The sequence below is a fragment of the Streptomyces sp. JLYT201 genome (assembly GCF_059448825.1).
This window is the reverse complement of the sequence record NZ_CM182551.1, coordinates 5,081,368-5,104,319: the sequence shown is the minus strand read 5'-3', so window position 1 is coordinate 5,104,319 and position 22,952 is coordinate 5,081,368. Positions and strand designations below refer to the sequence as shown.

Below are 22,952 nucleotides of genomic sequence, written 5' to 3'. Positions count from 1 at the left end.
GGGGGAGCAGTGATGACGAACAAGGGCACTGGGGAACGCACGGAACAGACGACGTTTTCGATCGGCGGCGACCTGCCGGTGAGCCGCATCGGCTACGGCGCGATGCGGCTCACGGCGGCGCCTGACCCTGCCGACGGCGAGCCGGGCGCGGGCCACGTGTGGAAGCCGCCGACGGACCGCGCCGCCGCTGCCGCCGTGCTGCGCAAGGCCGTCGGGCTCGGCGTGAACCTGATCGACACGGCCGACTCGTACATGATCGGCGGCGGCGAGGAGCTCATCGCCGACGCACTGCACCCCTACGCCGACGACCTGACGATCGCCACGAAGATCGGCGTCGTCCGCCCGTCGGCGACCGAGTGGGTGCCGCTCGGGCACCCGGCGTACCTGCGCCAGCAGGCCGAACTCAGCCTGCGCCGCCTGCGCGTGGAGCAGCTCGACCTGCTCCAGCTGCACCGGCTCGACGACGCCTATCCGCTCGCCGACCAGATCGGCGCCCTCAAGCAGCTGCGCGACGAGGGCAAGGTGCGGCACATCGGCCTGTCCGAGGTCGGCGTGGAGCAGCTGCGCGAGGCGTCCGCGATCACGCCGATCGCCAGCGTGCAGAACCTGTACAACCTGGCCGACCGGCAGCACGAGGCCGTCGTCGACTACGCCACCGAGCAGGGCATCGCGTTCCTGCCGTTCTTCCCCGTGGCGATGGGCGCCCACGCCCGGGCGGGCGGCGTGGTCGCGGAGGTGGCGGCGGAGCTGGGCGCGACCACCGCCCAGACGGCTCTCGCCTGGCTGCTGCGGCGCTCCCCCGTGATCGTGCCGATTCCCGGCACGACGTCGGTGGGGCACCTGGAGGAGAACGTACGGGCGCTGGACGTGCAGCTGTCCGACGAGCAGTTCGCCCGGCTCTCCGGGGTGGCCGAGGCCTCCGCCGGGGGCTCCGCCTAGGCCTCCGCCGGGGGTCCGCTGGGGCCTTCGCCGGGCGCTGAGTGCGCGCTAGCGCGCGTCCGCCGCCGTGAGCTGGTACAGCTCGGGCACGGAGACCTTGATGGGCTCCTGGGTGGTGCGCGCGATCACCACGACGACCGGCTCGTCCGGGTCGGGGTGCTCCTCCCGGTGCGGGACGAACGGGGGCACGAGCAGGAAGTCGCCGGGGCCCGCCTCGATCCTGACTTCCTGCTCGCCGTCGTGGAAGACGAACACCGGGTGGCCGCTGACCACGTAGACGCCCGCCTCGGACTCGCCGTGGTGGTGGTTGTCGGTCGAGCTCATCGGCTCGTGCTCCACGAGGCCCATCCACAGCTTCCGGGAGCCGACGGTGCCGCCGCTGAGCGCGGTGTAGCCGTCGAGCTCTCCGGCGCGGACGTGGTGGACGCGGTTGTTCGGCGGCGTGGTCCCGGACGTGTTCTGGGGCGTGGTCTGGGGTGTGTTCTGCATGGGCACCGCGTGGCCTCCTGACGTTTCGAGCGCCTTCTGGACTGGCACCAGACTGGGATCTACGCGTCGGGAGCGGCAACTATTGTTGCCGTAACAGCAAGTTGACCAAGACGCTCCCCTGGCGGAGCCGGGGCCGGGGCCTGACGGGGCCGGGGCCTGACGGGGCCGGGGCCTGACGGGGCCGGGGCCTGACGGGGCCGGGGCCTGACGGGGCCGGGGCCTGGCGGGGCCGGGAGCCATCGGGGGCTTAAGACCCACCGGGGCCGGAGGCCCTCTGCGCCCCGTCGTACGCCTCCCGTGCCGCCGCTATCGCCGGACGGTGGGCTATCGACCAGTCGGCGAGGGACTTGATGAGGTGGGTCATGCTGTGGCCCATCTCCGTCAGTTCGTACTCGACCTGCGGCGGGATCGTCGGGTGCACCGTCCGCTTCACCAGGCCGTCCCGCTCCAGGCGGCGGACCGTCAGCGTGAGCATGCGCTGCGAGATGCCGCCGTGGATGCGGCGCTGGAGCTCCTTGAACCGCAGTACGCCGCCCGCCAGTTCGACCACGACGTACACCGACCACTTGTCGCCGAGGCGGTCCAGGACGTCCCTCACCCCGCACTCGTCCTGCGGTGTCTCGCACGCGATCACGGGCTCGCCGACCAGCGCCTTGAGCGCCGCCGCGGGCGCCCGGCCGGGAGGCGACGGCTCCGCGGGCGCCTCCCCGGAAACCTCGGAAACCCCGGCCGCCGTGGCCTCGGGGGTGGTTACCACCGTGTGCCCCACTGACATCAAAGTGCCTCCTTACGTGCTCCCCCGCCATCGCTCACGATGGTCACGTACCGAGTGCACAGCACATCTCGCACCGGTCGTCACCCAGTCCAACTGCTCTTCTCGGGGGATCGTTCCCATGCTGCTCGTCACCGGCGCCACCGGCGCACTCGGCCGGCTCGTCACCGCGAAGCTCGCGGACCGCGCGGACACGCCCTTCGCCGTCGGCACCCGCACCCCCGCGCCCGGCCAGCGCCGCGTCGACTTCGACGACCCGGATTCCCTGGACTTCACCGGCGTGGACACGCTCCTCGTGATCTCCGCGGGCGCCGCCGAGGACGACGTCGTCATCGCCCGGCACGAGGCCGTCGTCACCGCCGCCGAGAAGTCCGGCGTCGGCCACCTCGTCTACACCAGCCTGAGCGGCGACGGCGACCATCTGACGTACGCGCTCGCCCACCGCTGGACCGAGCGCAGACTGCGCCGCTCCTCCCTGAACTGGACGGTGCTGCGCAACGGCCTGTACGCGGAGTTCCTCGCCGCCGTGGCCGCGCCGGGCCCGGACGGGACGATAGCCGCGCCGCTCGGTGCCGGACGGCTCGCCGCAGTCGCCCGCGAGGACCTGGCCGAGGTCGCCGTCCGCGTGGCCACGGATCCCGCCGCCCACGCCGGGCGCACCTACGAACTCGTCGGCGAAGAGCCCCTCGGCGGCGCCGACTTGGCCGCGGCGACCGGCGGTTCGTACGAGCCCGGCGGGCTGGAGGCGACCCGCGCCGCGATCACCGCGTCCGGCCAGGCCCTGCCCTTCCAGGTGCCGATGCTGCTCAGCACGTACGCGTCGATAGCGGGCGGCTTCCTCGACGGCACCTCCATAGCGGACAACGCCCTGCGTGCCCTGCTGGGCCGCGCCCCGCGCTCCGCCCTCGACACCTATGCGGCGGCGGTCCGGGGCTGAGCCCCGGGACGGACCGGAGCCACCCGGGGGCCGAGCCCCGGGTCCTACCGGGGCCGAGCCCTGAGGCCGGGCCCGGGCGGATCACACGGCCGCCAGCGGGGCGCCCTCCCGCCACTTGAGGATCTTGTCGAAGCTGATCACCGCGCCGCCGTCGCGGCCCGGCCTGTTGCCGAAGTGCACGTCGTCGGCGAGCTCCCGGATGAGGCACAGGCCGCGTCCGCTCTCGGCGACCTCGGAAGGCGGCGTGGGCGCGGAGGGCGGGGCCTGCGTCCGGGACTGGCGCGGGGCCGGGGCGGCCTGCGCGCCCGCGCGGCGGCGCGTGCGGCGGCCGCGCCCGGTACCCCTTCGGCCCTTCGTCCTCGTGGCGGGGGTGTTCGCAGCGCTCATGAAGACCCGGCCCGGCGGCAGGCCGGGGCCGGAGTCGGCGACCTCGATGCGGCACTTCTCGCCGTCGAGATAGGCGGTGACGCGGTACGCACCCGTCGCGGCACCCGTCGCACCGCCGTGCTCCACCGCGTTCGCACAGGCCTCGGTGAGCGCGAGCGACAGATCGTACGAGACGTCCGGGTCCACCCCGGCCGTCTCCATCGTGCCGATGAGCAGGCGCCTCGCGAGCGGGACGCTCGCGGCTTCGCGCCGCAAATGGAGGGACCACCAGATGCTCATGCTTCAGCCTCCTGGCATGCTCCAGCCCTCTGGCCGCGGCTCGACATACCGATACGTATTGCCGCCAGCGCCCCGGGATAAGCGCCCAGTTGACGTGACGCCGCCCATACGGCGGACGCGGCGAGGACTGTGTCCGGTGTAGCGGGACATACCGCTGCGCCTACCCGGCACGGGGGCGGTGAACTCCCGGAGCCCCTCCCATCAGGGCCTTCCCGACACTTATGGATCATTTCGGGTGATTCCGTCGCCTTGCGGCATGGACGGGAGCTTGCGGACCTGCCGTACGGGGCGGGGCGGCCCAGTGCGATGATGGCCCGGCCATGACTGCCCCCCACCAGCGCCAGGCGCGCGCCGGAGCCGATCTCCGACTGCTGCGGGCCGCGATGTTCGCCGCGGTGTGCCTCGTGCTGTCCGCCGGGGGCCATGTGCTCGCTTCCTGCGCCACCGTCCCGCTGTGGACGCTCGGCGCCGGGTTCCTCGCCGTGCTCGTGCTCGCGGTGCCCCTCGCCGGACGGGAGCGGTCGCTCCCGGGCATCGCCGGGGCGCTCGCGGTCGGGCAGCTCGGGCTGCACGCGCTGTTCGGGCTCGGCCAGCACGGCACGGCCATGACGGTGGGCGACACGGGCGGCGGCTCGCTCGTCGAGCGCGCGGCCCGCATCGTGTGCGGGGCGGGCGGGGCGACCATCACCCCCGTCCAGGCCCGGCAGATCCTGGAGACCGCGGGGCTCGACCCGTCCGGCGGCCACGGCGCGCACGCCCACGCCACCGGCGGGGCGGGCGCGCAGTCCGCGATGGTCCCGGGCCCGACGATGTCCCTCCTGCCGACGCTGCCGATGCTGCTCGCGCACGTGCTCGCGGCGGTGGCCGCGGGCTGGCTGCTGCGCCGCGGCGACGTGGCGCTCATGCGGCTCGTCCGGCTCTCCGCCCAGGGGGCACAGGGGGTCGCCCAAGGAGCGCTCATGCGTTCCCTGCGCGCCGCCCTCACTCTGGTGCGCGCGCTGCGCGCCGGGCTCCCCGGGGCGGCAGAGCCGGCCTCCGGTCCGGCGTGCGCGGCCCGCGCCCTCGCGCCGCCCGAGCTCCGGGCGGCCGCGCTCCAGCACACGGTGATCCGGCGCGGCCCGCCCGCGCCCGCCGTGTTCTCGCTCGCCGCCTGACGCGGCCCGCTCCACGCGACACCGACGCGTACGCGCACGCAGTGACGTACGGCGTGCCGAGTGACGCACCGGCGTACGGACGTACTGCTGTCGGAGGGGTGCCGCTCGGCGCGCCCGCACGGGTGCGCGGCCAGTCGGCCAGCCGCACCGCGTCCCCTTCCGCACACCTCACGTACGCACGGCCGTGCCTCCGCTCGTCGGGGGTCCCACGGGTCCCGCCACGACGGCCCGGCCGCCGCGCACTCCTGCCGAAACTGGAGCATTCCGCGATGACGACCCAGAAGTCCCCGAAGTCCGCCGCCCTCACCCGCGCCTCCGTCGTGGGCGGCGTCGCCGCCTCCGCCGTCCTCCTGCTGTCCGTGCCCGCCTTCGCGCACGTCAGCGTCACCCCCGAGGGCCAGGCGGCCAAGGGCGGCTACGCGACCGTCAACTTCAAGGTCCCGAACGAGCGCGACGACGCCTCGACGACCAAGCTGGAAGTCACCTTCCCCGCCGACCACCCGCTCGCGTCCGTGATGCCGCAGCCCGTGCCCGGCTGGAAGGCGAAGGTCACCAAGACCAAGCTCGACAAGCCGATCGAGATCCACGGCGAGAAGATCAACGAGGCCGTCTCCAAGGTCACCTGGACCGCCGACGGCAAGGGCGTGGAGCCCGGCTACTTCCAGAAGTTCCCGCTGTCCATCGGCCAGCTGCCGGAGGACGCCGACGAGCTGGTCTTCAAGGCCCTGCAGACGTACGACAACAAGGAAGTCGTCCGCTGGATCGAGCCGCAGAAGGGCGACGAGGAGCCGGAGTACCCGGCGCCGACGCTCGCACTGACCGCCGCGTCCGACGACCACCACGGCGCCTCCGCCGCCAAGGACGACAAGTCCGACGCCAAGTCCGGCGACGCCAAGCAGGAGACCGCGTCGGACGGCGACAGCAGCGACACCACCGCCCGCGTCCTCGGCATCGTCGGCATCGTCGTCGGTGTGGCGGGGGTCGCCTTCGGCGTCGTCGCCCAGCGCCGCCGCGCCACCAGCTGAGGCGTCGCCGCCCAGGCCGCCCTCGGGACGCGCCGGTGCCGGACACCCGGCCCCGGCGCGCCCCGGCCCCCTCACATCTGGGACATTTTCGTATGCGCAAGTTGAGCAACCAGACCACCACGTCGGGCCCGAAGACCACGAAGAGGCGCGCGTTCGCCGGCGCGGCCCTGCTCGCCGCCGCGGGACTCACGCTGACCGCCTGCGACGGGGACAACGGCGACAAGAAGGACAAGCCGATCGCCGACGTCTCCATGGAGGCGGAGTCGAAGCAGGCCGCGACCGTCCTCGACAAGCCGTTCAAGAAGCCGGACCTGGTCCTCACCGACACCCACGGCAAGAAGTACGACCTGCGCGAGCGGACCAAGGGCAAGCCGGTGCTGCTGTACTACGGCTACACCAACTGCCCCGACGTCTGTCCGCTGACGATGAGCAACATCGCCGTCGCCAAGAAGGACATGCTGCGCAAGAAGGCCGTCACCAAGGCGGAGCTCGACCAGCTCCAGGTCGTCTTCGTGACCACCGACCCCGAGCGGGACAAGCCCAAGGCACTCGGCAAGTGGCTGAAGGCCCAGGACCCCGAGTTCATCGGCCTCACCGGTGACTTCCCGACCATCCAGGCCAGCGCCCGCACGGTCGGCATCAGCATCGAGCCGTCCAAGAAGCTCAAGAACAACAAGATCGAGTCGATGCACGGCACCCAGGTCATCGCCTTCTCCCCGAAGACCGACGCCGGATACGTCGTCTACAACGGCCAGGACACCCGCGCCGAGGAGTACGCGCAGGACCTCCCCAAGATCATCAAGGGACAGAACCCGTGAACCACCGCACCACCCGGCGCCGCCTCCTCACCGGCTGTGCCATAGCACTGACCGCGGGCCTCGCCCTGACCGGCTGCAACGACGACAAGGACGCCAAGGGCTCGAAGGACGCGTCCGGGAAGCCCGAGCTGAAGGTCAGCGGCGCCTACATCCCCGCCCCCGCCATGGACGACATGGCGGGCGGCTTCTTCACCCTCACCAACAAGGGCGCCGCCGACACGCTCACCTCGGCGTCCAGCCCGCTCGCGGGCAGCGTGACCCTGCACGCCACCAAGGGCAGCACGATGAAGGAGCAGAAGTCCTTCGCCGTGCCCGCGAACGGCGAACTCGTCTTCGCCCGCGGCGGCAACCACATCATGCTCGAGAAGCTGAAGCACAAGCCGAAGCTGGGCGACAAGGTGAAGGTCACGCTCCGCTTCGAGAAGTCGGACCCGATCACGGTCGAGATGCCGGTGAAGGCCGCGACGTACAACCCGAAGCCGGGCTCCGGCACGGCGGACTCCGACAAGACCGACACCGGCGCGACCGGCTCCGGCGAGACGGACTCCGGCAAGAAGACGCACTCCGGCGACCCGAAGACGCACTCCGAGCACGACCAGCACGCCACGGCCGACGGTTCCAAGGCCGATCAGCACGCCTCGCACTCGTCGCACGCCTCGCACTCGTCGCACTGAGGGGACTGAAGAGTTGATGCGGACCACCGCTCCCCGCCCGGGGCCGGACCTCGCCGGACTCGGGCGCCTGCTGCTCGTCGCCGCGACCCTGGTCTCCGCCGTGCTCGGCGCCGTCCTCGCCACCGCGGCGCCCGCCGACGCGCACGCCGCGCTGACCGGCAGCGATCCCAAGCGGGGGGCGGTGGTCGCCAAGGCTCCCGACCAGGTGTCCCTGACCTTCTCCGAGAAGGTCGCCATGTCCGACGGCTCGGTACGGGTCCTCGACCCCGCGGGCAAGCGCGCCGACACCGGCAAGACCACCGACCTCGGCTCCACCACGTACGGCGTGCAGCTCAAGCCCGGCCTGCCCGACGGCACCTTCACCGTCGCCTACCAGGTCGTCTCCGCCGACAGCCACCCCATCGCCGGAGCCTTCACCTTCTCCATCGGCGCGCCCTCCGACACCAAGGTCGCGCTGCCCGACCAGGAGGTCGGCGGCGGCCTCGTCGGCACGCTCTACGACACGGCGCGCTACCTCTCGTACGCCGGGTTCATCGTCGTCGTCGGCGGTGCCGCCTTCGTCCTCGGCTGCTGGCCGCGCGGCGCGGGCGTCCGGCCGCTCCAGCGCCTCGTCGTCTCCGGCTGGCTCACCCTGACCGGCGCCACCCTCGCGACGCTCCTGCTGCGCGCGCCCTACACCGGCTCCGGGAAGCTCGCCGACGCCTTCGACCTCGCGAAGCTGGGCGACGTCCTACAGACCAAGACGGGCGCCGCGCTCGTCTCGCGACTGCTGCTCCTCGCGGCCGCCGCGCTGTTCATCGCCGTCCTGTTCGGCGCGTACGACAAGCGCGAGGACCCCAAGGAGAAGCGGGACCTGGCCTTCGGCCTGGCCGTCGGCGGCGGGGTCGTCGCCATCGGCATCGCGGCGACCTGGGCGCTCGCCGAGCACGCCTCGACCGGCATCCAGGCCGGGCTCGCCATGCCCGTCGACGTGCTGCACCTGCTCGCCGTCGCCGTCTGGCTCGGCGGGGTCGTGGCACTGCTGCTGTGCCTGTACCGGGCGCCGCTGATCGACGCGAGTGCCGTACGGCGCTTCTCCGGGGTGGCCTTCGGCAGCGTCGTGGCCCTCGCCGGGACCGGGCTCTACCAGTCGTGGCGGCAGGTCGGTTCCTGGACCGCGCTCGTGGAGACCGACTACGGGCAGCTGCTCCTGATCAAGATCGGGCTCGTCGTCGTCCTCGTCGGCATCGCCTCCGTGTCCCGCCGCTGGACCGGGCGCATCCTCGCCGAGGCGGGCGGTCTGGCACCCGAGGCGGCGGCGACGGCGGTCGTCGAACAGCGCACGCGGGCGACCACGGCCAAGAACTCCACCGCCACCAAGAGCACCACGGCCAAGGGCGCGAGCACCAAGAAGAAGAAGCCCGTCGCCGTCGCGCACAGCTCCAAGACCGGGGTGTCGGCGACGGTGGACACGGACGCCGAGACCGGCGGCAGGTCCCCCGACAAGGCCAAGGACAAGCCCCGCGACAAGGCTGGCGACAAGGCCGCCGGCGGCGACGAGCGCGCCGCCCAGCTCGCCCGGCAGCGGGCCGCCGTGGACGCCGCCCGGGAGAAGCGGGTCCGCGACGCCGATCCGCACCGCTCCGGCCTGCGCCGCTCGGTGCTCGCCGAGGTCGGTGTCGCCGTCGTCCTGCTCGCCGTCACCACGGCCCTGACCACCACCGAGCCGGGGCGCACCGAGGAAGAGGCCAAGAACGCCACCTCCTCCGCGCCCCGGAACACCGGGCCCGTCAAGATCAAGATCCCGTTCGACACCGGCGGCCAGGACGGCAAGGGCACCGTGCGCCTCGAACTCGACCCCGGCCGCACCGGCCGCAACGACCTGCACGTGTACGCGACCCGGCCCAACGGCAGCGCCTTCGACATCCCCGAGGTGAAGATCGCCTTCACGCTCAAGGCCAAGGACGTCGGTCCCCTGCCGGTCGCCCCCGACCGCATCGCCACCGGACACTGGAGCGCGAGCGGCGTGCAGATTCCCATGGCCGGCGACTGGAAGGTCGCGGTCACCGTCCGCACCTCCGACATCGACCAGGTCACCCTCGACAAGAACGTGCAGATCGGCTGAACCCCATGGCGGACCACACCATTTCGCGACGGCGCCTGCTCGGTACGGCGGGCGCCACCGGCCTCGCACTCGGCGCGGCAGGAGGCGCGGCCGGATACGCCGCGGCGTCCTCCGGCTCGTCCGGCGGCTCGGACACGACGGGCACGCCGCTGTCGTCGCTCGGGGCCGATGAGGTGATGTTTCACGGGAAACATCAGCCCGGGATCACCACGCCCGTGCAGTCCTGCGGCCATCTCGTCGCCTTCGACCTCGCCCCGGGCGCCGGCCGCAAGGAGGCGACGGCCCTGCTGCGCCGCTGGTCAGCGGTGGCGCAGCGGCTGATGGCGGGCAAGCCGGTGGAGGGCCGCGGCCAGGACACCGGCATCGCGCGCGACGCGGGGCCGTCCTCGCTGACCGTCACCTTCGGCTTCGGCCACAGCTTCTTCGGCCGCACCGGTCTGGAGAAGCAGCGCCCGGCCGCCCTCGACCCGCTGCCGGAGTTCTCCTCCGACCGCCTCGACAAGGCCCGCAGCAACGGTGACCTGTGGGTGCAGATCGGCGCCAACGACGCCCTGGTCGCCTTCCACGCGCTGCGCGCCCTGCAGAACGAGACGGGCTCGGCGGCGCGGCTCCGCTGGCAGATGAACGGCTTCAACCGCTCGCCCGGCGCCACCGCCCGCCCCATGACGACGCGCAACCTCATGGGCCAGATCGACGGCACGAACAACCCGAAGCCGTCCGACGACGACTTCGACAAGCGCGTCTTCGTGCCCGCCAAGGCCGCCGACGCCGACCCCGCCTGGATGGCGGGCGGCTCGTACGCCGTCGTACGCCGCATCCGGATGCTCCTGGACGACTGGGAGGGGCTCTCCGCCAAGGCCCAGGAGGACGTCATCGGCCGCCGCAAGGCCGACGGCGCACCGCTGACGGGCGGCACGGAGACCACCGAGATGGAGCTGGAGAAGACGACCGCGGGCGGCGACCTCGTGGTCCCGCTCGACGCGCACGCCCGCATCAGCCGCCCCGACCAGAACGGGGGTGCCGCGATGCTGCGCCGTCCGTTCTCGTACCACGACGGCTTCACCGGCAAGGGCGAGCCGGACGCGGGCCTGCTCTTCATCTGCTGGCAGTCCGACCCGCTGCGCGGCTTCGTCCCGGTGCAGCGGAAGCTCGACCGGGGCGACGCCCTGTCGAAGTTCATCCGGCACGAGGCGAGCGGGGTGTACGCGGTGCCGGGCGGGGCGGAAGCCGGTGGGTACGTGGGGCAGGCGCTGCTGGAGGGCTGACCCGCGCCGGGCGGTGGCGGAGGGCCATCGGTGGCGGGCAGTGGCGGAGGGGCAATGCGGCGGACGCGTACGCCCGCCCCGTCCGCCGCATTAGGGTGACGGCATGTCGGCGACGCGCTACACCTACCTCGGCCCTGAAGGCACCTTCACCGAAGCCGCCCTGCGCACCCTGCCGGAGGCCGCGACCCGCGAGCTGGTGCCGATGGTCTCGGTGCCCGCGGCCCTCGACGCCGTGCGCGCGGGCGAGGCCGCGGCGGCGCTGGTGCCGATCGAGAACTCGGTGGAGGGCGGCGTCACGACCACCGTGGACGAGCTCGCCAAGGGCGAGCCGTTGATGATCTACCGCGAGGTGGTCCTGCCGATCGCCTTCGCCCTTCTGGTGCGTCCGGGCACCGCGCTCAAGGACGTCAAGACGGTGACCGGGCACCCGGTGGCCCAGCCGCAGGTGCGCAACTGGCTGGCCGCCCATCTGCCGGACGCGGTGTGGGAGTCGGCGGCGTCGAACGCGGACGGCGCCCGCCTGGTGCAGGAGGGCCGCTTCGACGCGGCGTTCGCGGGCGAGTTCGCCGCGGCGACGTACGGGCTCGAACCGCTGGTCACCGAGATCCACGACGCGGCGAACGCGGAGACGCGGTTCGTCCTCGTGGGCCGCCCGGCCCGGCCCGCGGCGCCGACGGGTGCGGACAAGACCTCGCTGGTGATCTGGCTCGGCGACGACCACCCCGGCGCGCTGCTCGAACTGCTCCAGGAGTTCGCGGTACGCGGCGTCAACCTGATGCGCATCGAGTCCCGCCCGACCGGTCGCGGCATCGGCGACTACTGCTTCTCCGTGGACGCCGAGGGCCACATCACGGACCGCCGCGTCGGCGAGGCCCTGATGGGCCTGAAGAGGATCTGCCCGAAGGTGCGCTTCCTCGGCTCGTATCCGCGTGCCGGAGTGGCTCCGGAGAACGTACGGCCGCTGCGGCCCGGGACCTCCGACGAGGACTTCACGTCGGCGTCGGACTGGCTCGCGCGCAGCCAGGACGGCCGATTCTGAGCGTTTGACGCCCCGCCACCGGGTCTTCCCGGCGCTTCCGCCTGCCTGTGCACAGATCCGGATCGGTAGTCCTACCTGCAGATTTATGTTGTCCACAGAAGTTATCCACAGGTCCCCTTCTCGACCTGGGGACAAGTCGACAAGGCGGTGCGACATCGTCGACAAAACGGCACTCAGCACCCAAGTCCGCCCACAGCCACTCCCGTCACTCCTTCGTCCACCTTTTTCCATGTGGTGACACTTTGGAGTTAACCAATTCCACTCGAAAGTTGGCGCTGAGCAGGTTTGGGAAGGGAATCCTTCACCGTGGGAGACCATGAAAAGGGCCCCGATCCGGCATCCACAGATCTTTCGCACAGCCTGTGGATAACTTTCCGGAGACCCCGATTCCTGTGGACAACCGGTTCCCCAAGTCCCGTTTCTCACAAGGGAATCCGGTCAAGGCGGCAAGGCCCATCTGCCCCGATTCGGGGAATGACGCCCGTTTTATTGACCCTGCCGGGCCGTGCGTCGAGGCCGCGACAAGCGCCCGGTGAGCACTCGTCCCCACCGGCGAAAGCCGGGGCGGCGGGCGGAGCGATGGGCGAGAAATTCACATTCCGGCATTTCGGTCATATCGGTGGGCAGGGGAAAATCAAGTCGTGGGCCGGAAGCGCACGAAGGTAGCCTGGGGGGGTGATTGACCTTCGCCTGCTCCGTGAGGACCCCGACCGTGTTCGCGCTTCGCAGCGCGCCCGTGGAGAGGACGTCGGCCTCGTCGACTCCCTCCTCTCCGCCGACGAGCGGCGCAGGTCGTCAGGGGTCCGCTTCGACGAGCTCCGTTCCGAGCAGAAGGCGCTCGGCAAGCTCATCCCCAAGGCCTCCGGTGACGAGAAGGCCGAGCTCCTGAAGAAGGCGGGCGAGCTGGCCGCCGCGGTCAAGGCCGCGAGCGCCGAGCAGGACGAGGCCGACGAGGAGACCAAGCGCCTGCTGCTCCGCCTCGGCAACCTCGTGCACCCGGACGTCCCCGTCGGCGGCGAGGAGGACTTCGTCGTCCTGGAGACGCACGGCACGGTCCGCGACTTCGCCGCGGAGGGCTTCGAGCCGAAGGACCACCTGGAGCTCGGCCAGGCGCTCGGCGCCATCGACGTCGAGCGCGCCGCCAAGGTCTCCGGTTCGCGCTTCTACTACCTGACGGGCGTCGGCGCGCTCCTGGAGCTCGCACTGGTCAACGCGGCCATCGCGCAGGCCACCGAGGCCGGGTTCATCCCGATGCTGACCCCCGCGCTCGTCCGCCCGCACGCCATGGAGGGCACGGGCTTCCTCGGCCAGGCCGCGGAGAACGTGTACCACCTGGAGAAGGACGACTTCTACCTGGTCGGCACCTCCGAGGTCCCGCTCGCGGCGTACCACATGGACGAGATCATCGAGGCCGACAAGCTCCCCCTGCGGTACGCGGGCTTCTCGCCCTGCTTCCGCCGCGAGGCGGGCACGTACGGCAAGGACACCCGCGGCATCTTCCGGGTGCACCAGTTCGACAAGGTCGAGATGTTCTCGTACGTCGCCCCCGAGGACGCCGCGGCCGAGCACCAGCGGCTCCTCGACTGGGAGAAGCAGTGGCTGAACAGCCTCGAACTGCCCTTCCAGGTGATCGACGTCGCCACGGGTGACCTGGGCGCGTCCGCCTCCCGCAAGTTCGACTGCGAGGCGTGGATCCCCACCCAGGGCAAGTACCGCGAGCTGACCTCCGCGTCGAACTGCGACAGCTTCCAGGCCCGCCGGCTCTCCGTGCGCATGCGCGAGGACAAGGACGGCAAGAAGAACGTGCAGCCGCTCGCCACCCTGAACGGCACGCTGTGCGCCGTGCCGCGCACGATCGTGGCGCTCCTGGAGAACCACCAGCTCGCGGACGGCTCCGTGCGCGTCCCCGAGGTGCTCCGTCCGTACCTGGGCGGCCGCGAGATCCTGGAGCCCCTCGCCAAGTGAGCTCCGACGGCCCCGCCTTTCCGTACAAGCTCGTCGCCACCGACCTCGACGGGACGCTCCTGCGCCCCGACGACTCGGTGTCGGCGCGCACCCGTGACGCGCTCACCGCGGCCACCGCGGCGGGCGCGGCCCACATCATCGTCACCGGCCGCTCGGTGCCGTGGACGCGGCACGTCCTGGAGGACCTCGGCTACGAGGGCATCGCCGTGTGCGGCCAGGGCGCGCAGGTCTACCACGCGGGCGAGCAGCGGCTGCTCACCTCGGTCACGCTGGACCGGCAGCTGGCGGGCCTGGCCCTGGCGAAGATAGAGGCGGAGATCGGCCCGCTGGCGCTCGCCGCGAGCCGTGACGGCATCGACGGCGAGGTCCTCGTCGGCCCCGGGTACGTGGTCCAGGACGGCCCGCTCCCCGCGGTCCCGCTCGCCGACCCGGCCGACCTGTGGTCGGCTCCGCTGAACAAGCTGTACGTCCAGCACCCGGGCCTCGACGACGACGCGCTCACGGCGGTGGCGCGGGAGGTCGCGGGGGACCTCGTGGGCGTCACGATGGCCGGCGAGGGCATCGTGGAGATACTGCCGCTGGGTCTGACCAAGGCGACGGGCCTGTCCCTGGCCGCCCGTCGGCTCGGCGCGAAGGCCGTGGACACGATCGCGTTCGGCGACATGCCCAACGACATCCCCATGTTCGCCTGGGCCGCCCACGGCGTGGCCATGGCCAACGCCCATGAGGAGCTCAAGGCGGTGGCGGACGAGGTGACGACGTCGAACGAGGCCGACGGCATCGCGGTCGTCCTGGAACGGCTGCTGGCCTAGACGGGACGCCGGGCTCAGCCAGGGCGCGTCGCCGGGCTCAGCCAGGCCGTGTCGCCGGGCTCCGGCGGCTAGGACAGGGCGCCGGGCTCCGGCCCGGCACACCCCCTCCGGGAGGGGCGGCCCGCGCACTGCTGCGCGCTCGAAGCGGCCGCCCCCGGGCGGTCTCCCCCGTGACGGGGCTTCACGGAGCGGGTGATGACTCCGGAGCCTGCCGCGGACCGCCCTGCCGGAAGCGCGACGCCCCTTGCGGACCGTCGGCTTCACTCCCGGTAGGAGAGCGCCGGAGGAGTGGCTTCCGGCGCGTGGTGACACAACTACTGTGCCGGGCCGTGTGGTTGCCCGCCACTGAATTTCTCGCGGGCCGACCCGGGCGCGCTTCCTCGCGGGCCGACCCGGGCGCGCTCTCTCGCGGGCCGGTCTGGGCGCGCTCCCGGGCTCAGCCCTCGCGCCGCTTGCGCCTGCGCTTGCGGGCCCGGCTGAAGAACCACCCGGCGGGCGGCTCGTCGGACCGCCACGGCTGCGGCTCGGGGGCCTGCTGCCGCCAGCGGGCGGTGAGCATCCGGGCCCGCGCTGAGGGCTCGGCGGACTCGGCGGACCGTATGAAGTCGTCGTCGAGGACCACCTCGTCCCAGGCGTCGCTCCCGGGACCGTCGCCCCGTCCCTCGTCCGATGCCATCGCGGCACCTCCTAGACACTCCTGCGCATCCCCCTCCCACCAGTGTCCCGGCAGGAGGGTGAAGACGCCGTCAAGGCGGCTCGCCGGGACTACTCGTCCCCGGCGACGGTCAGGGTCCGCAGCTTCTGGCCCGCGTACCAGGTGGCCCCGGCCGTGACCACGACCAGCAGGATCACCGCGGCGGGCAGGCCCACGTCGGAGGTCACGAGCTGGCCCCCGTCGGCGGCCTTGTGGGCCACGGCGAGCGACCACTGCTGGACGCTCAGCGTGCGGGCCCCGGAGACCAGGGAGCCGAAGAGGGCCTCCCAGACGAGCGCGTACACGAGCCCGAAGACCACGGCGTGCCGGGTGACCGTGCCGAGCAGCAGGAAGATCGCCGCGTACGCGATGGAGGACACCAGGGCGGCGATGGTGTAGGCGACGGCGACCTGCTGGCTGTTGCCGTTGAGGATCAGGCCCGCGATGAACGTCGGGACCGCCGAGAACGCCATGGTGACGGCGACGGCGACGGTGAGCTTGGTGACGATGATCGTGGGGCGTTTGACCGGCTTGGACAGCAGGTACATCACGGAGCCGTCGTCGATCTCGGGGCCGATGGCACCGGTGCCCGCGATGACGCCGATGATCGGCACCATGGTGGCGAGCGCGAAGCCGCCGAGCAGGTCGGAGGCCACTTGGTCGTCGGCTCCGCTGAAGCCGCGCACCGCGGCCGCGATCACGATGAGCAGCAGGGGCAGGGCGAAGAGGATCAGTGCCCGGCGGCGGCCGAGCAGGGCCCGGTAGGTGAGCCGGGCGACAGTGGGGTCGTACACGATGGCTCCCTTTCAGGCCGCGACGAGGTAGGAGAAGACCGACTCGAGGGACTCGTCCGAGGGCGAGACCGTGAGCAGTCGGATGCCGTGTTCGCGGGCGACGCGGGGCAGCAGGCTGGTGAACCGGCCGAAGTCGACGGCCTGGATGCGCAGCGCGCCTTCCTTGAGGTCGACCTCGATGCCCGCGGTGGACGGGTCGGCGATCAGCGCGGCCGCGAGCGCGCGGTCGTCGCTGGAACGCACCAGGTAGCGGTGCGGCCGGTCCGTCATCAGACGGCGGATCCGGCGGAAGTCGCCGCTCGCGGCGTGCCGCCCGGCGACGATCACCTCGATGTGCGAGGCGAGCTGTTCGACCTCTTCGAGGATGTGGGAGGAGAACAGGACGGTGCGGCCCTCGTCGCCCATCCGCCGCAGCAGGTCCATGAGCTGCATGCGCTGGCGCGGGTCCATGCCGTTGAAGGGTTCGTCGAGCAGCAGCACGGACGGTTCGTGGACGAGCGCGGAGGCCATCTTCACGCGCTGCCGCATGCCCTTGGAGTACGTGGAGATCTTGCGGTCCTGCGCGTACTCCATCTCGACCGTGGCGAGGGCCCGTTGGGCCGCCTTCTTGCCCAGGCCGTGCAGCTCGGCGTTGGCGACGACGAATTCGAGGCCGGTGAGGAAGTCGTACATGCCCTCGCGCTCGGGCACGATGCCGAGGTGCTTGTAGATCTCCTCGTTGCGCCAGGTGGGCTTTCCGTCGAGGGTGACGGAGCCGGTGGAGGGGGCGAGGAAGCCGCCCATCATGCTGATGAGGGTGGACTTCCCGGCGCCGTTGGGCCCGAGGAGGCCGGTGACTCCGGGGCTGATGGTCATCGTGACGTCGTTGACGGCCACCACGTTGCCGAACCAGCGAGAGACGTGGTCGATGCTGATCGTGGTCATAGTCCGGCCTTCCGGTAGCGGCGCATGAGAGCGGCGTAGCTGCCCGCTACGAGGGCGAGAACGAGGAGGAGGTAGACGACGCCCACACCCGCCGAGGGACCTTCGTTCCCGGGGAACGAGGAGGTCGCGCCGAGGAAGGCGGTCTGTACGCCGTCGATGAGGGTGATCGGCGAGAAGAGGCCGAGCCACTCGATGGCGGTGCCGTTGCCCCCCTGTTCGTGCGCGATGGCCTGGACGGTGGACACCGCTCCGTAGGAGATGGTCAGTACGGCGATGACGGCGGCGATGCCGAAGCCCCGGCGGGGGGTCACGGCGGAGATGACGAGCGCGATCCCGGAGAAGAGCAGCGACAGCAGGGCGACGGAGACGAGCCCCTGGGCGAACCCCTTCGTCTGCTCCGCGAAGTCCAGCTTCGCCAACAGGGCGCCTACGTAGAGCACGATCAGCGGTGTCGCGGTGAGAATGAACAGGGCCGACGCCATGGCCGCGAACTTCGCGCGTACGTAGTCGACGCGTTCGATGGGGCGGGAGAAGTACAGCGGCACGGTCTTGAACCGCAGGTCCCTGGAGACGGTCTGCGGGGCCTGGGCCGCCAAGTAGAGGCCGATGACGGCTTGGAGGAGCACCGCGTAGCGCGTGTAGTCCACGGGCAGTTCGTCGGCCTTGGTGGCGACGGCGACCGCGACCATGATCAGCGCGGGGGCGCACATGACCCCGAAGAGGATCATCGGGAGCACCTTGGACTTGGCCGAGCGGCCGAGGCCGTAGGCGCCGCGCAGGCTCTGCGAGTACAGCGAGCGGGTGGCGTAGGCGCGGCCGAGGCGGGGGCCGTCGTAGGTGCGGTATCCGATGTTGTGGATCTGGGTGGAGTCGGCGTCGCGCGCCCGTGTCGACTCGGCGGTCATCGCTTGCCGCCTCCCTTCTGCTCGGCGGCGGCCGCGGTCGCCGCCCAGGCGGCCGCGCGCCCGGAGACCTGCTCCTGCTGCGGCTCGTCCTGGGAGCGGAAGACCTCCGCGATGTGGTGCCTGCGCTGTTCCATGCGGACGAGGCCGAGGCCGAGGTCGGCGACGGTGTCCCGGACGAGGTCGTAGGTCGCCTCGTCCGCGGCGTCGAGCAGGAAGATGTGGCCCGCGCCGGGCAGCCCGCCCCCGTCGTCGTGGGTGGTCACGCCGTGGGCGTGCAGGGCCGCGCGCAGCGCGCCGGTGCCGTCGGGGTGCTCGTCGCTGTCGGTGACCTCGATGGCGAGGGTCGTGGTGCTCTGGGTGAAGTCCGTGGTGGAGCTGGAGCGCAGGAGCTTGCCGCCGTCGATGACGACGACGTGGTCGCAGGTGCGCTCCAGCTCGCCGAGGAGATGTGACGTGACCAGGACGGAGATGCCGAAGTCGGTGTGCACGCGCCGGATCAGGTCCAGCATCTCGTCGCGGCCGACGGGGTCGAGGCCGTTGGTCGGCTCGTCGAGGAAGACCAGCTGGGGGTCGTGCACGAGCGCCTGGGCGAGCTTCACGCGCTGCTTCATGCCGGTCGAGTAGCCGCCGATGGGGCGGTAGCGCTCCTCGTAGAGACCGACGTGGCGCAGGGTGTCGGCGGTGCGCTCGCGGGCCGCGGCGGGCGGCAGGCCGGACATGCGCGCCATGTGGACGACGAACTCGGTGGCCGAGACGTCGGGTGGCAGGCAGTCGTGCTCGGGCATGTAGCCGACGCGCTCGCGGATCTCGCCGCCGCTGGTGGCGACGTCGAGGCCGAGCACGGACGCGGTGCCCTCGGTGGCGGGGGAGAGACCCAGCAGGATCTTGATCATCGTTGACTTGCCGGCGCCGTTGGCTCCGACGAGTCCGGTCACACCGGGTCCGATGTCCAAGGTCAGCCGGTCGAGCGCGGTCACCTTCGGGAACCGCTTGCTCAGGCTTTCGGTCGCGATCACAGTCACGTGTTCGACGGTAGTGGCGCGGACCACACCGGGGCGTCACTCCACAGGCTGTCTCCGCCCTCACTCTCGAGTATTACGGGCCCGTAGGGGTCGTCCGAAGGTCGAACCCTTCAGGGTTCTTCCGGTGGTCCCCTCAGGGTTCTTCCGGACCTGTCCCGAAGGCTCACGCAGACCTATTGACGCAGCCGCCAAGCATTGTCACATTCATCAGTGTCAATTAACGCCGCGCCCGCGCAGTGGGCTCCTTCAGGGGCGGCGGTCGGGTGACGGGCGGGCGCGTACGGAGACGGCGCGGTGACGCGGTGCGTCGCGGTGCCGCCTCGGCGGGCGTGGACCGGACACGGGACGGACGGTGGCATGACCTCAGCAGTGAAGGGTGAACTCTCCGCGGAGCTAAAGGGGTTCCGCCGCGTGCAGACCCTCGCGTACGAATGCGCGGAAGCGGTCGCCGCCCAGCTCAAGCCGGGGGTGACGGAGCGCGAGGCGGCGCGGATGCAGCGGGTGTGGCTGCGCGAGCGAGGCGTGCGGGACTGGTTCCACCTGCCCTTCGCCTGGTTCGGCGACCGCACGGCGTTCGTGAACTTCCGGGTGCCTCTGCAGTTCTTCCCCACCCACCGCAGGCTGGAGCCGGGGATGCCGTTCATCCTCGACATGGCCCCGGTGTTCGAGGGCTATACGGCCGACATCGGCTATTCGGGCTGCCTCGGGCTCAACCCGGTGCACGACCGGCTCCTCGCCGACCTCCAGGCGCACCGCGAGCTCATCCTGCGCGAGGTGCGCGAGCGCCGCCCGCTGCGCGAGATCTACGAACACGTGGACCGGCTCATGGTCCGCCAGGGCTATGCCAACCGCCATCGCGCCTATCCCTTCGGCGTCATCGCGCACAAGGTCGACCGGGTCAAGGAACGCCGCTTCTCGCCGCACGTGTTCGGCTTCGGCACCCAGTCCCTGAAGGGCCTCGCGAGCGACGCGCTGCACGGCCACCGGGACGGCTGGTCCCCCCTGTGGTCGCCGTACAAGTTCTCCGACCACCCGCCGCAGCCCGGCCTGTGGGCGGTCGAGCCGCACCTCGGATTCCGGGGCACGGGGGCGAAGTTCGAGGAGATCCTGGTCGTCACCGACTCCAGGGACCCCGAGGAGAGCGCGTTCTGGCTGGACGACGACCTGCCGCACGTGCGGCGCTGGTCCGTGGAAGACGCTGAGAGGGCTGCCGTATGACGACCGTGGAGCTGAAGGGCGCGCGCGAGCGCTGGGTGCGCACCGGCGGGGTGGAGCTGTGCGTCGCCGAGCTGGGCGAGACCGAGCGGCCCACAGTGCTGCTGGTGCACGGCTATCCGGACTCCAAGGAAGTGTGGTCCGAGGTCGCCACGCGCCTGGCCGAGCGCTTCCACGTGGTGCTGTACGACGTGCGCGGCCACGGCAGGTCGACGGCCCCGAGGCCGCTGCGCGGCGGCTTCACGCTGGAGAAGCTGACCGACGACTTCCTCGCGGTCGCCGACGCGGTCAGCCCGGACGAGCCGGTGCACCTGGTGGGCCACGACTGGGGCTCGGTGCAGGCATGGGAGTTCGTGACGGTCGCGCGCACCCAGGGGCGGATCGCGTCCTTCACGTCGATGTCCGGTCCGTCCCTCGACCACTTCGGGCACTGGATCAAGAAGCGCCTGTCCCGGCCGACCCCGCGCCGGGCCGCCCAACTCGTCAACCAGGGCGCCAAGTCCTGGTACGTGTACATGCTGCACACCCCGGTGCTCCCCGAGCTGGTCTGGCGCGGCCCGCTCGGCCGGCGCTGGCCGAAGATCCTCCAGCGCGTGGAGAAGGTGCCTGCGGACGGCTACCCGACGCCGTCCCTGCCCACGGACGCCGCGCACGGCGCCTGGCTCTACCGCGACAACGTCCGCGCCCGCCTGCGCCGCCCCCGCCCCGACGCGTACGCGCACGCGCCGGTGCAGCTCATCACGCCGTCGGGCGACGCCTTCCTGTCCCAGCGGCTGTACGACGACCTGGACCAGTGGGCCCCGGAGCTGACCCGGCGCACGCTGCCCGCCAAGCACTGGGTGCCGCGCACCCGTCCGGACCAACTGGCCGCCTGGATCACCGAGTTCGTCACCACCCACGAGGACGGCGTGCCGCCGGTGGCGAGCGCCGCCGAAGCCCCCGGAAAGCACGCCGAGCGCTTCTCCGGCCAGCTGGTCCTCGTCACGGGCGCGGGCAGCGGCATCGGGCGGGCCACGGCCTTCGCGTTCGCCGAGGCGGGCGCGCGCGTGGTGGCCGTCGACCGGGACGCGGAGAGCGCGGCCCGCACCGCCGAGCTGTCCCGGCTGATCGGCGCCCCCGCGGCCTGGGCCGAGACGGTCGACGTGAGCGACGAGCAGGCGATGGAGAAGCTCGCCGAGAAGGTCGCCACGGAGTACGGCGTGGTGGACGTCCTGGTGAACAACGCGGGCGTCGGCCTGTCCGGCTCCTTCCTCGACACCAGCGCCGAGGACTGGAAGAAGGTCCTGGACGTCAATCTGTGGGGCGTCATCCACGGCTGCCGCCTCTTCGGCAAGCAGATGGCCGAGCGCGGCCAGGGCGGCCACATCGTGAACACCGCGTCGGCCGCGGCCTATCAGCCCTCGCGCGCCCTGCCCGCGTACAGCACGTCGAAGGCGGCCGTCCTGATGCTCAGCGAGTGCCTTCGCGCCGAGCTCGCGGGCCGGGGCATCGGCGTCTCCGCCATCTGCCCGGGCTTCGTGAACACGAACATCACGGCGACGGCCCGCTTCGCCGGGGTCTCCGCCGCCGAGGAGGCCCGCCGCCAGAAGAGGTCCGCCCGGCTCTACGGCCTGCGCAACTACCCGCCGGAGAAGGTCGCCGACGCCGTGCTGCGCGCCGTGGTCCGCAATCAGGCCGTGGTGCCGGTCACCCCGGAGGCACGCGGCGCCCACCTCATGTCCCGGTTCTCGCCCAGGGCCCTGCGCGCGCTGGCCCGATTGGAGCCACCGCTGTGAGCACGGAGCACGGCACCACACCGCCCCCGCAGGAGCACTACACGATCGTTCCGCGCCGGGTCTCGTTCGACTGGGACGCCACCCCGCTGCACTGGATCCCGGACGAGCCCACGGCCACCCACGTCATCAACGTCCTGCACCTGCTGCTTCCGGCGGGCGAGCGATGGTTCGTGAAGGTCTTCAAGGAGGGCCTGCCGCTGATCACCGATCCGGTGCTGCGCGCGGACGTCAAGGGGTTCATGGGGCAGGAGGCCACGCACAGCGTGCAGCACGCGTACGTGCTCGATCATCTGGCCGCGCAGCGCCTGGACACCACCGGGTTCACGAAGTACGTGGACTTCCTGTTCGAGAAGCTCCTCGGCGAGCGGCCGCCACTGGGCGCGCCCGTGGCCACGCAGGAGTGGCTGCGCTTCCGGCTCGCGATCGTCGCGGCCATCGAGCAGTTCACGGCCGTGCTCGGCGACTGGGTGCTGCACGCGGAGGGGCTCGACCGGGCCCGGGCGGACGAGGTGATGCTGGACCTGCTGCGCTGGCACGGCGCGGAGGAGGTCGAGCACCGCGCGGTCGCCTTCGACATGTACCAGCACTGCGGCGGCACCGGCGCTCCCCGGTACGTCCGCCGGGTGGCGGGCATGGCGGTCACGGCCCCCGTGATGCTGTACCTGTGGCTCTGGGGCGCCGCGTATCTCGTCCGCCACGATCCGCGGCTCGCGGGGCGCCTGCGGTATTCGCTGCTCGCGCACCACAGGGCGGTCAGGAAGGGCCTGCTGCCGCCGTGGCGGCAGATAGGCGCGGCCGTGCCCCGCTATCTGCGGCGGTCGTACCATCCGTCGCAGGAGGGGTCGCTGCGCAGGGCCGTCGAGTATCTGGCGTGGTCGCCCGCCGCGCGGGCCGCGGTGGCGGCGGCCGGGCGCGCGGCCATCGCGTAGCGCGGAGTACGACCGGGTGCCACCGGGAAAGGACG

General features: G+C 71.9%; 22 protein-coding genes. 14 read left to right on the top strand and 8 right to left on the bottom strand.

Features of this window, described 5'->3' with window-relative positions:
- The first annotated feature begins 12 nt into the window (after positions 1–12).
- Complete coding sequence (locus tag AC5WAM_RS21190; RefSeq protein ID WP_495518490.1) at positions 13–939, top strand: aldo/keto reductase; 927 nt, start codon at positions 13–15, stop codon at positions 937–939.
- 48 nt (positions 940–987) lie between these two features.
- Here AC5WAM_RS21190 and AC5WAM_RS21185 read toward each other — a convergent pair whose 3' ends face one another.
- Together AC5WAM_RS21185 and AC5WAM_RS21180 are read right to left on the bottom strand one after the other, a co-directional pair.
- Entirely contained in the window at positions 988–1,428 is a 441-nt protein-coding gene (locus AC5WAM_RS21185; RefSeq protein ID WP_495518489.1) for a cupin domain-containing protein, read from the bottom strand.
- Positions 1,429–1,675: 247 nt separating this feature from the next.
- The gene (locus AC5WAM_RS21180) at positions 1,676–2,203 is read right to left on the bottom strand and encodes a winged helix-turn-helix transcriptional regulator (protein WP_495518488.1); all 528 of its coding nucleotides are present in this window, start codon (positions 2,201–2,203) and stop codon (positions 1,676–1,678) included.
- A 118-nt stretch (positions 2,204–2,321) separates the two neighbouring features.
- Between AC5WAM_RS21180 and AC5WAM_RS21175 the strand changes: the two genes are divergently transcribed.
- Positions 2,322–3,137: an NAD(P)H-binding protein gene (locus AC5WAM_RS21175; protein ID WP_366790848.1), complete on the top strand. Its 816-nt coding sequence runs from the start codon at positions 2,322–2,324 to the stop codon at positions 3,135–3,137.
- An 81-nt stretch (positions 3,138–3,218) separates the two neighbouring features.
- Here AC5WAM_RS21175 and AC5WAM_RS21170 read toward each other — a convergent pair whose 3' ends face one another.
- Positions 3,219–3,803, bottom strand: coding sequence for an ATP-binding protein (locus AC5WAM_RS21170; protein ID WP_366790847.1), 585 nt, complete (start codon positions 3,801–3,803; stop codon positions 3,219–3,221).
- 320 nt (positions 3,804–4,123) lie between these two features.
- On the opposite strand from AC5WAM_RS21170, the gene AC5WAM_RS21165 reads away from it, so the two are divergent.
- The 9 genes from AC5WAM_RS21165 to AC5WAM_RS21125 all read left to right on the top strand — a co-directional run bounded on the left by AC5WAM_RS21165 (position 4,124) and on the right by AC5WAM_RS21125 (position 14,659).
- Positions 4,124–4,957 carry a hypothetical protein gene (locus AC5WAM_RS21165; protein WP_495518487.1) on the top strand — a complete coding sequence of 278 codons (834 nt, stop codon included), beginning with the start codon at positions 4,124–4,126 and terminating at the stop codon, positions 4,955–4,957.
- 269 nt (positions 4,958–5,226) lie between these two features.
- A complete protein-coding gene (locus AC5WAM_RS21160; protein ID WP_495518486.1) occupies positions 5,227–5,982 on the top strand; it encodes a YcnI family copper-binding membrane protein in 756 nt (251 codons plus the stop codon).
- A gap of 92 nt (positions 5,983–6,074) precedes the next feature.
- The gene (locus AC5WAM_RS21155) at positions 6,075–6,800 is read left to right on the top strand and encodes an SCO family protein (RefSeq protein ID WP_495518485.1); all 726 of its coding nucleotides are present in this window, start codon (positions 6,075–6,077) and stop codon (positions 6,798–6,800) included.
- Positions 6,797–7,474: a copper chaperone PCu(A)C gene (locus AC5WAM_RS21150; protein WP_495518484.1), complete on the top strand. Its 678-nt coding sequence runs from the start codon at positions 6,797–6,799 to the stop codon at positions 7,472–7,474. Before AC5WAM_RS21155 ends, AC5WAM_RS21150 begins: the two co-directional genes overlap by 4 nt.
- 16 nt (positions 7,475–7,490) lie before the next feature.
- On the top strand, positions 7,491–9,578 hold the full coding sequence (locus AC5WAM_RS21145) for a copper resistance CopC/CopD family protein (RefSeq protein ID WP_495518483.1): 2,088 nt from the start codon (positions 7,491–7,493) through the stop codon (positions 9,576–9,578).
- A 5-nt stretch (positions 9,579–9,583) separates the two neighbouring features.
- The gene (gene efeB, locus AC5WAM_RS21140; RefSeq protein ID WP_495518482.1) at positions 9,584–10,843 is read left to right on the top strand and encodes an iron uptake transporter deferrochelatase/peroxidase subunit; all 1,260 of its coding nucleotides are present in this window, start codon (positions 9,584–9,586) and stop codon (positions 10,841–10,843) included.
- Positions 10,844–10,946: 103 nt separating this feature from the next.
- The gene (pheA, locus tag AC5WAM_RS21135) at positions 10,947–11,882 is read left to right on the top strand and encodes a prephenate dehydratase (protein ID WP_138960639.1); all 936 of its coding nucleotides are present in this window, start codon (positions 10,947–10,949) and stop codon (positions 11,880–11,882) included.
- A 675-nt stretch (positions 11,883–12,557) separates the two neighbouring features.
- On the top strand, positions 12,558–13,847 hold the full coding sequence (serS, locus tag AC5WAM_RS21130; protein ID WP_366790840.1) for a serine--tRNA ligase: 1,290 nt from the start codon (positions 12,558–12,560) through the stop codon (positions 13,845–13,847).
- Positions 13,844–14,659 carry an HAD family hydrolase gene (locus AC5WAM_RS21125; RefSeq protein ID WP_366790839.1) on the top strand — a complete coding sequence of 272 codons (816 nt, stop codon included), beginning with the start codon at positions 13,844–13,846 and terminating at the stop codon, positions 14,657–14,659. Before serS ends, AC5WAM_RS21125 begins: the two co-directional genes overlap by 4 nt.
- Positions 14,660–15,095: 436 nt before the next feature.
- Here the strand turns inward: AC5WAM_RS21125 and AC5WAM_RS21120 are convergent, their stop codons facing one another.
- From AC5WAM_RS21120 to AC5WAM_RS21100, 5 genes are all read right to left on the bottom strand, one after another.
- Positions 15,096–15,335, bottom strand: coding sequence for an SGM_3592 family protein (locus tag AC5WAM_RS21120; protein WP_366790837.1), 240 nt, complete (start codon positions 15,333–15,335; stop codon positions 15,096–15,098).
- 89 nt (positions 15,336–15,424) lie between these two features.
- Positions 15,425–16,147: an ABC transporter permease gene (locus AC5WAM_RS21115; protein WP_366790836.1), complete on the bottom strand. Its 723-nt coding sequence runs from the start codon at positions 16,145–16,147 to the stop codon at positions 15,425–15,427.
- Between the two features lie 12 nt (positions 16,148–16,159).
- Positions 16,160–17,071: an ABC transporter ATP-binding protein gene (locus AC5WAM_RS21110; protein ID WP_138960644.1), complete on the bottom strand. Its 912-nt coding sequence runs from the start codon at positions 17,069–17,071 to the stop codon at positions 16,160–16,162.
- Positions 17,068–17,976 carry an ABC transporter permease gene (locus AC5WAM_RS21105; protein WP_366790835.1) on the bottom strand — a complete coding sequence of 303 codons (909 nt, stop codon included), beginning with the start codon at positions 17,974–17,976 and terminating at the stop codon, positions 17,068–17,070. The genes AC5WAM_RS21110 and AC5WAM_RS21105 overlap by 4 nt, the downstream gene beginning before the upstream one ends.
- Positions 17,973–18,992 (bottom strand): ABC transporter ATP-binding protein, encoded by a 1,020-nt coding sequence (locus AC5WAM_RS21100; RefSeq protein ID WP_366790951.1) that lies wholly within the window; start codon positions 18,990–18,992, stop codon positions 17,973–17,975. Before AC5WAM_RS21100 ends, AC5WAM_RS21105 begins: the two co-directional genes overlap by 4 nt.
- 363 nt (positions 18,993–19,355) lie before the next feature.
- On the opposite strand from AC5WAM_RS21100, the gene AC5WAM_RS21095 reads away from it, so the two are divergent.
- The 3 genes from AC5WAM_RS21095 to AC5WAM_RS21085 are packed head-to-tail and all read left to right on the top strand — an operon-like array spanning position 19,356 to position 22,917.
- Complete coding sequence (locus tag AC5WAM_RS21095) at positions 19,356–20,216, top strand: M24 family metallopeptidase (protein WP_366790834.1); 861 nt, start codon at positions 19,356–19,358, stop codon at positions 20,214–20,216.
- The gene (locus AC5WAM_RS21090) at positions 20,213–21,988 is read left to right on the top strand and encodes an SDR family oxidoreductase (protein ID WP_495518481.1); all 1,776 of its coding nucleotides are present in this window, start codon (positions 20,213–20,215) and stop codon (positions 21,986–21,988) included. Before AC5WAM_RS21095 ends, AC5WAM_RS21090 begins: the two co-directional genes overlap by 4 nt.
- Positions 21,985–22,917 carry a metal-dependent hydrolase gene (locus AC5WAM_RS21085; RefSeq protein WP_495518480.1) on the top strand — a complete coding sequence of 311 codons (933 nt, stop codon included), beginning with the start codon at positions 21,985–21,987 and terminating at the stop codon, positions 22,915–22,917. Before AC5WAM_RS21090 ends, AC5WAM_RS21085 begins: the two co-directional genes overlap by 4 nt.
- Positions 22,918–22,952 lie beyond the last annotated feature (35 nt).

Bases quoted from the DNA above. Each gene is read 5' to 3' on its own strand.
- AC5WAM_RS21190 (WP_495518490.1), top strand. From the start codon at position 13: ATGACGAACAAGGGCACTGGGGAACGCACGGAACAGACGACGTTTTCG.
- AC5WAM_RS21185 (WP_495518489.1), bottom strand. From the start codon at position 1,428: ATGCAGAACACACCCCAGACCACGCCCCAGAACACGTCCGGGACCACG.
- AC5WAM_RS21180 (WP_495518488.1), bottom strand. From the start codon at position 2,203: ATGTCAGTGGGGCACACGGTGGTAACCACCCCCGAGGCCACGGCGGCC.
- AC5WAM_RS21175 (WP_366790848.1), top strand. From the start codon at position 2,322: ATGCTGCTCGTCACCGGCGCCACCGGCGCACTCGGCCGGCTCGTCACC.
- AC5WAM_RS21170 (WP_366790847.1), bottom strand. From the start codon at position 3,803: ATGAGCATCTGGTGGTCCCTCCATTTGCGGCGCGAAGCCGCGAGCGTC.
- AC5WAM_RS21165 (WP_495518487.1), top strand. From the start codon at position 4,124: ATGACTGCCCCCCACCAGCGCCAGGCGCGCGCCGGAGCCGATCTCCGA.
- AC5WAM_RS21160 (WP_495518486.1), top strand. From the start codon at position 5,227: ATGACGACCCAGAAGTCCCCGAAGTCCGCCGCCCTCACCCGCGCCTCC.
- AC5WAM_RS21155 (WP_495518485.1), top strand. From the start codon at position 6,075: ATGCGCAAGTTGAGCAACCAGACCACCACGTCGGGCCCGAAGACCACG.
- AC5WAM_RS21145 (WP_495518483.1), top strand. From the start codon at position 7,491: ATGCGGACCACCGCTCCCCGCCCGGGGCCGGACCTCGCCGGACTCGGG.
- efeB (WP_495518482.1), top strand. From the start codon at position 9,584: ATGGCGGACCACACCATTTCGCGACGGCGCCTGCTCGGTACGGCGGGC.
- pheA (WP_138960639.1), top strand. From the start codon at position 10,947: ATGTCGGCGACGCGCTACACCTACCTCGGCCCTGAAGGCACCTTCACC.
- AC5WAM_RS21120 (WP_366790837.1), bottom strand. From the start codon at position 15,335: ATGGCATCGGACGAGGGACGGGGCGACGGTCCCGGGAGCGACGCCTGG.
- AC5WAM_RS21110 (WP_138960644.1), bottom strand. From the start codon at position 17,071: ATGACCACGATCAGCATCGACCACGTCTCTCGCTGGTTCGGCAACGTG.
- AC5WAM_RS21105 (WP_366790835.1), bottom strand. From the start codon at position 17,976: ATGACCGCCGAGTCGACACGGGCGCGCGACGCCGACTCCACCCAGATC.
- AC5WAM_RS21095 (WP_366790834.1), top strand. From the start codon at position 19,356: ATGACCTCAGCAGTGAAGGGTGAACTCTCCGCGGAGCTAAAGGGGTTC.
- AC5WAM_RS21090 (WP_495518481.1), top strand. From the start codon at position 20,213: ATGACGACCGTGGAGCTGAAGGGCGCGCGCGAGCGCTGGGTGCGCACC.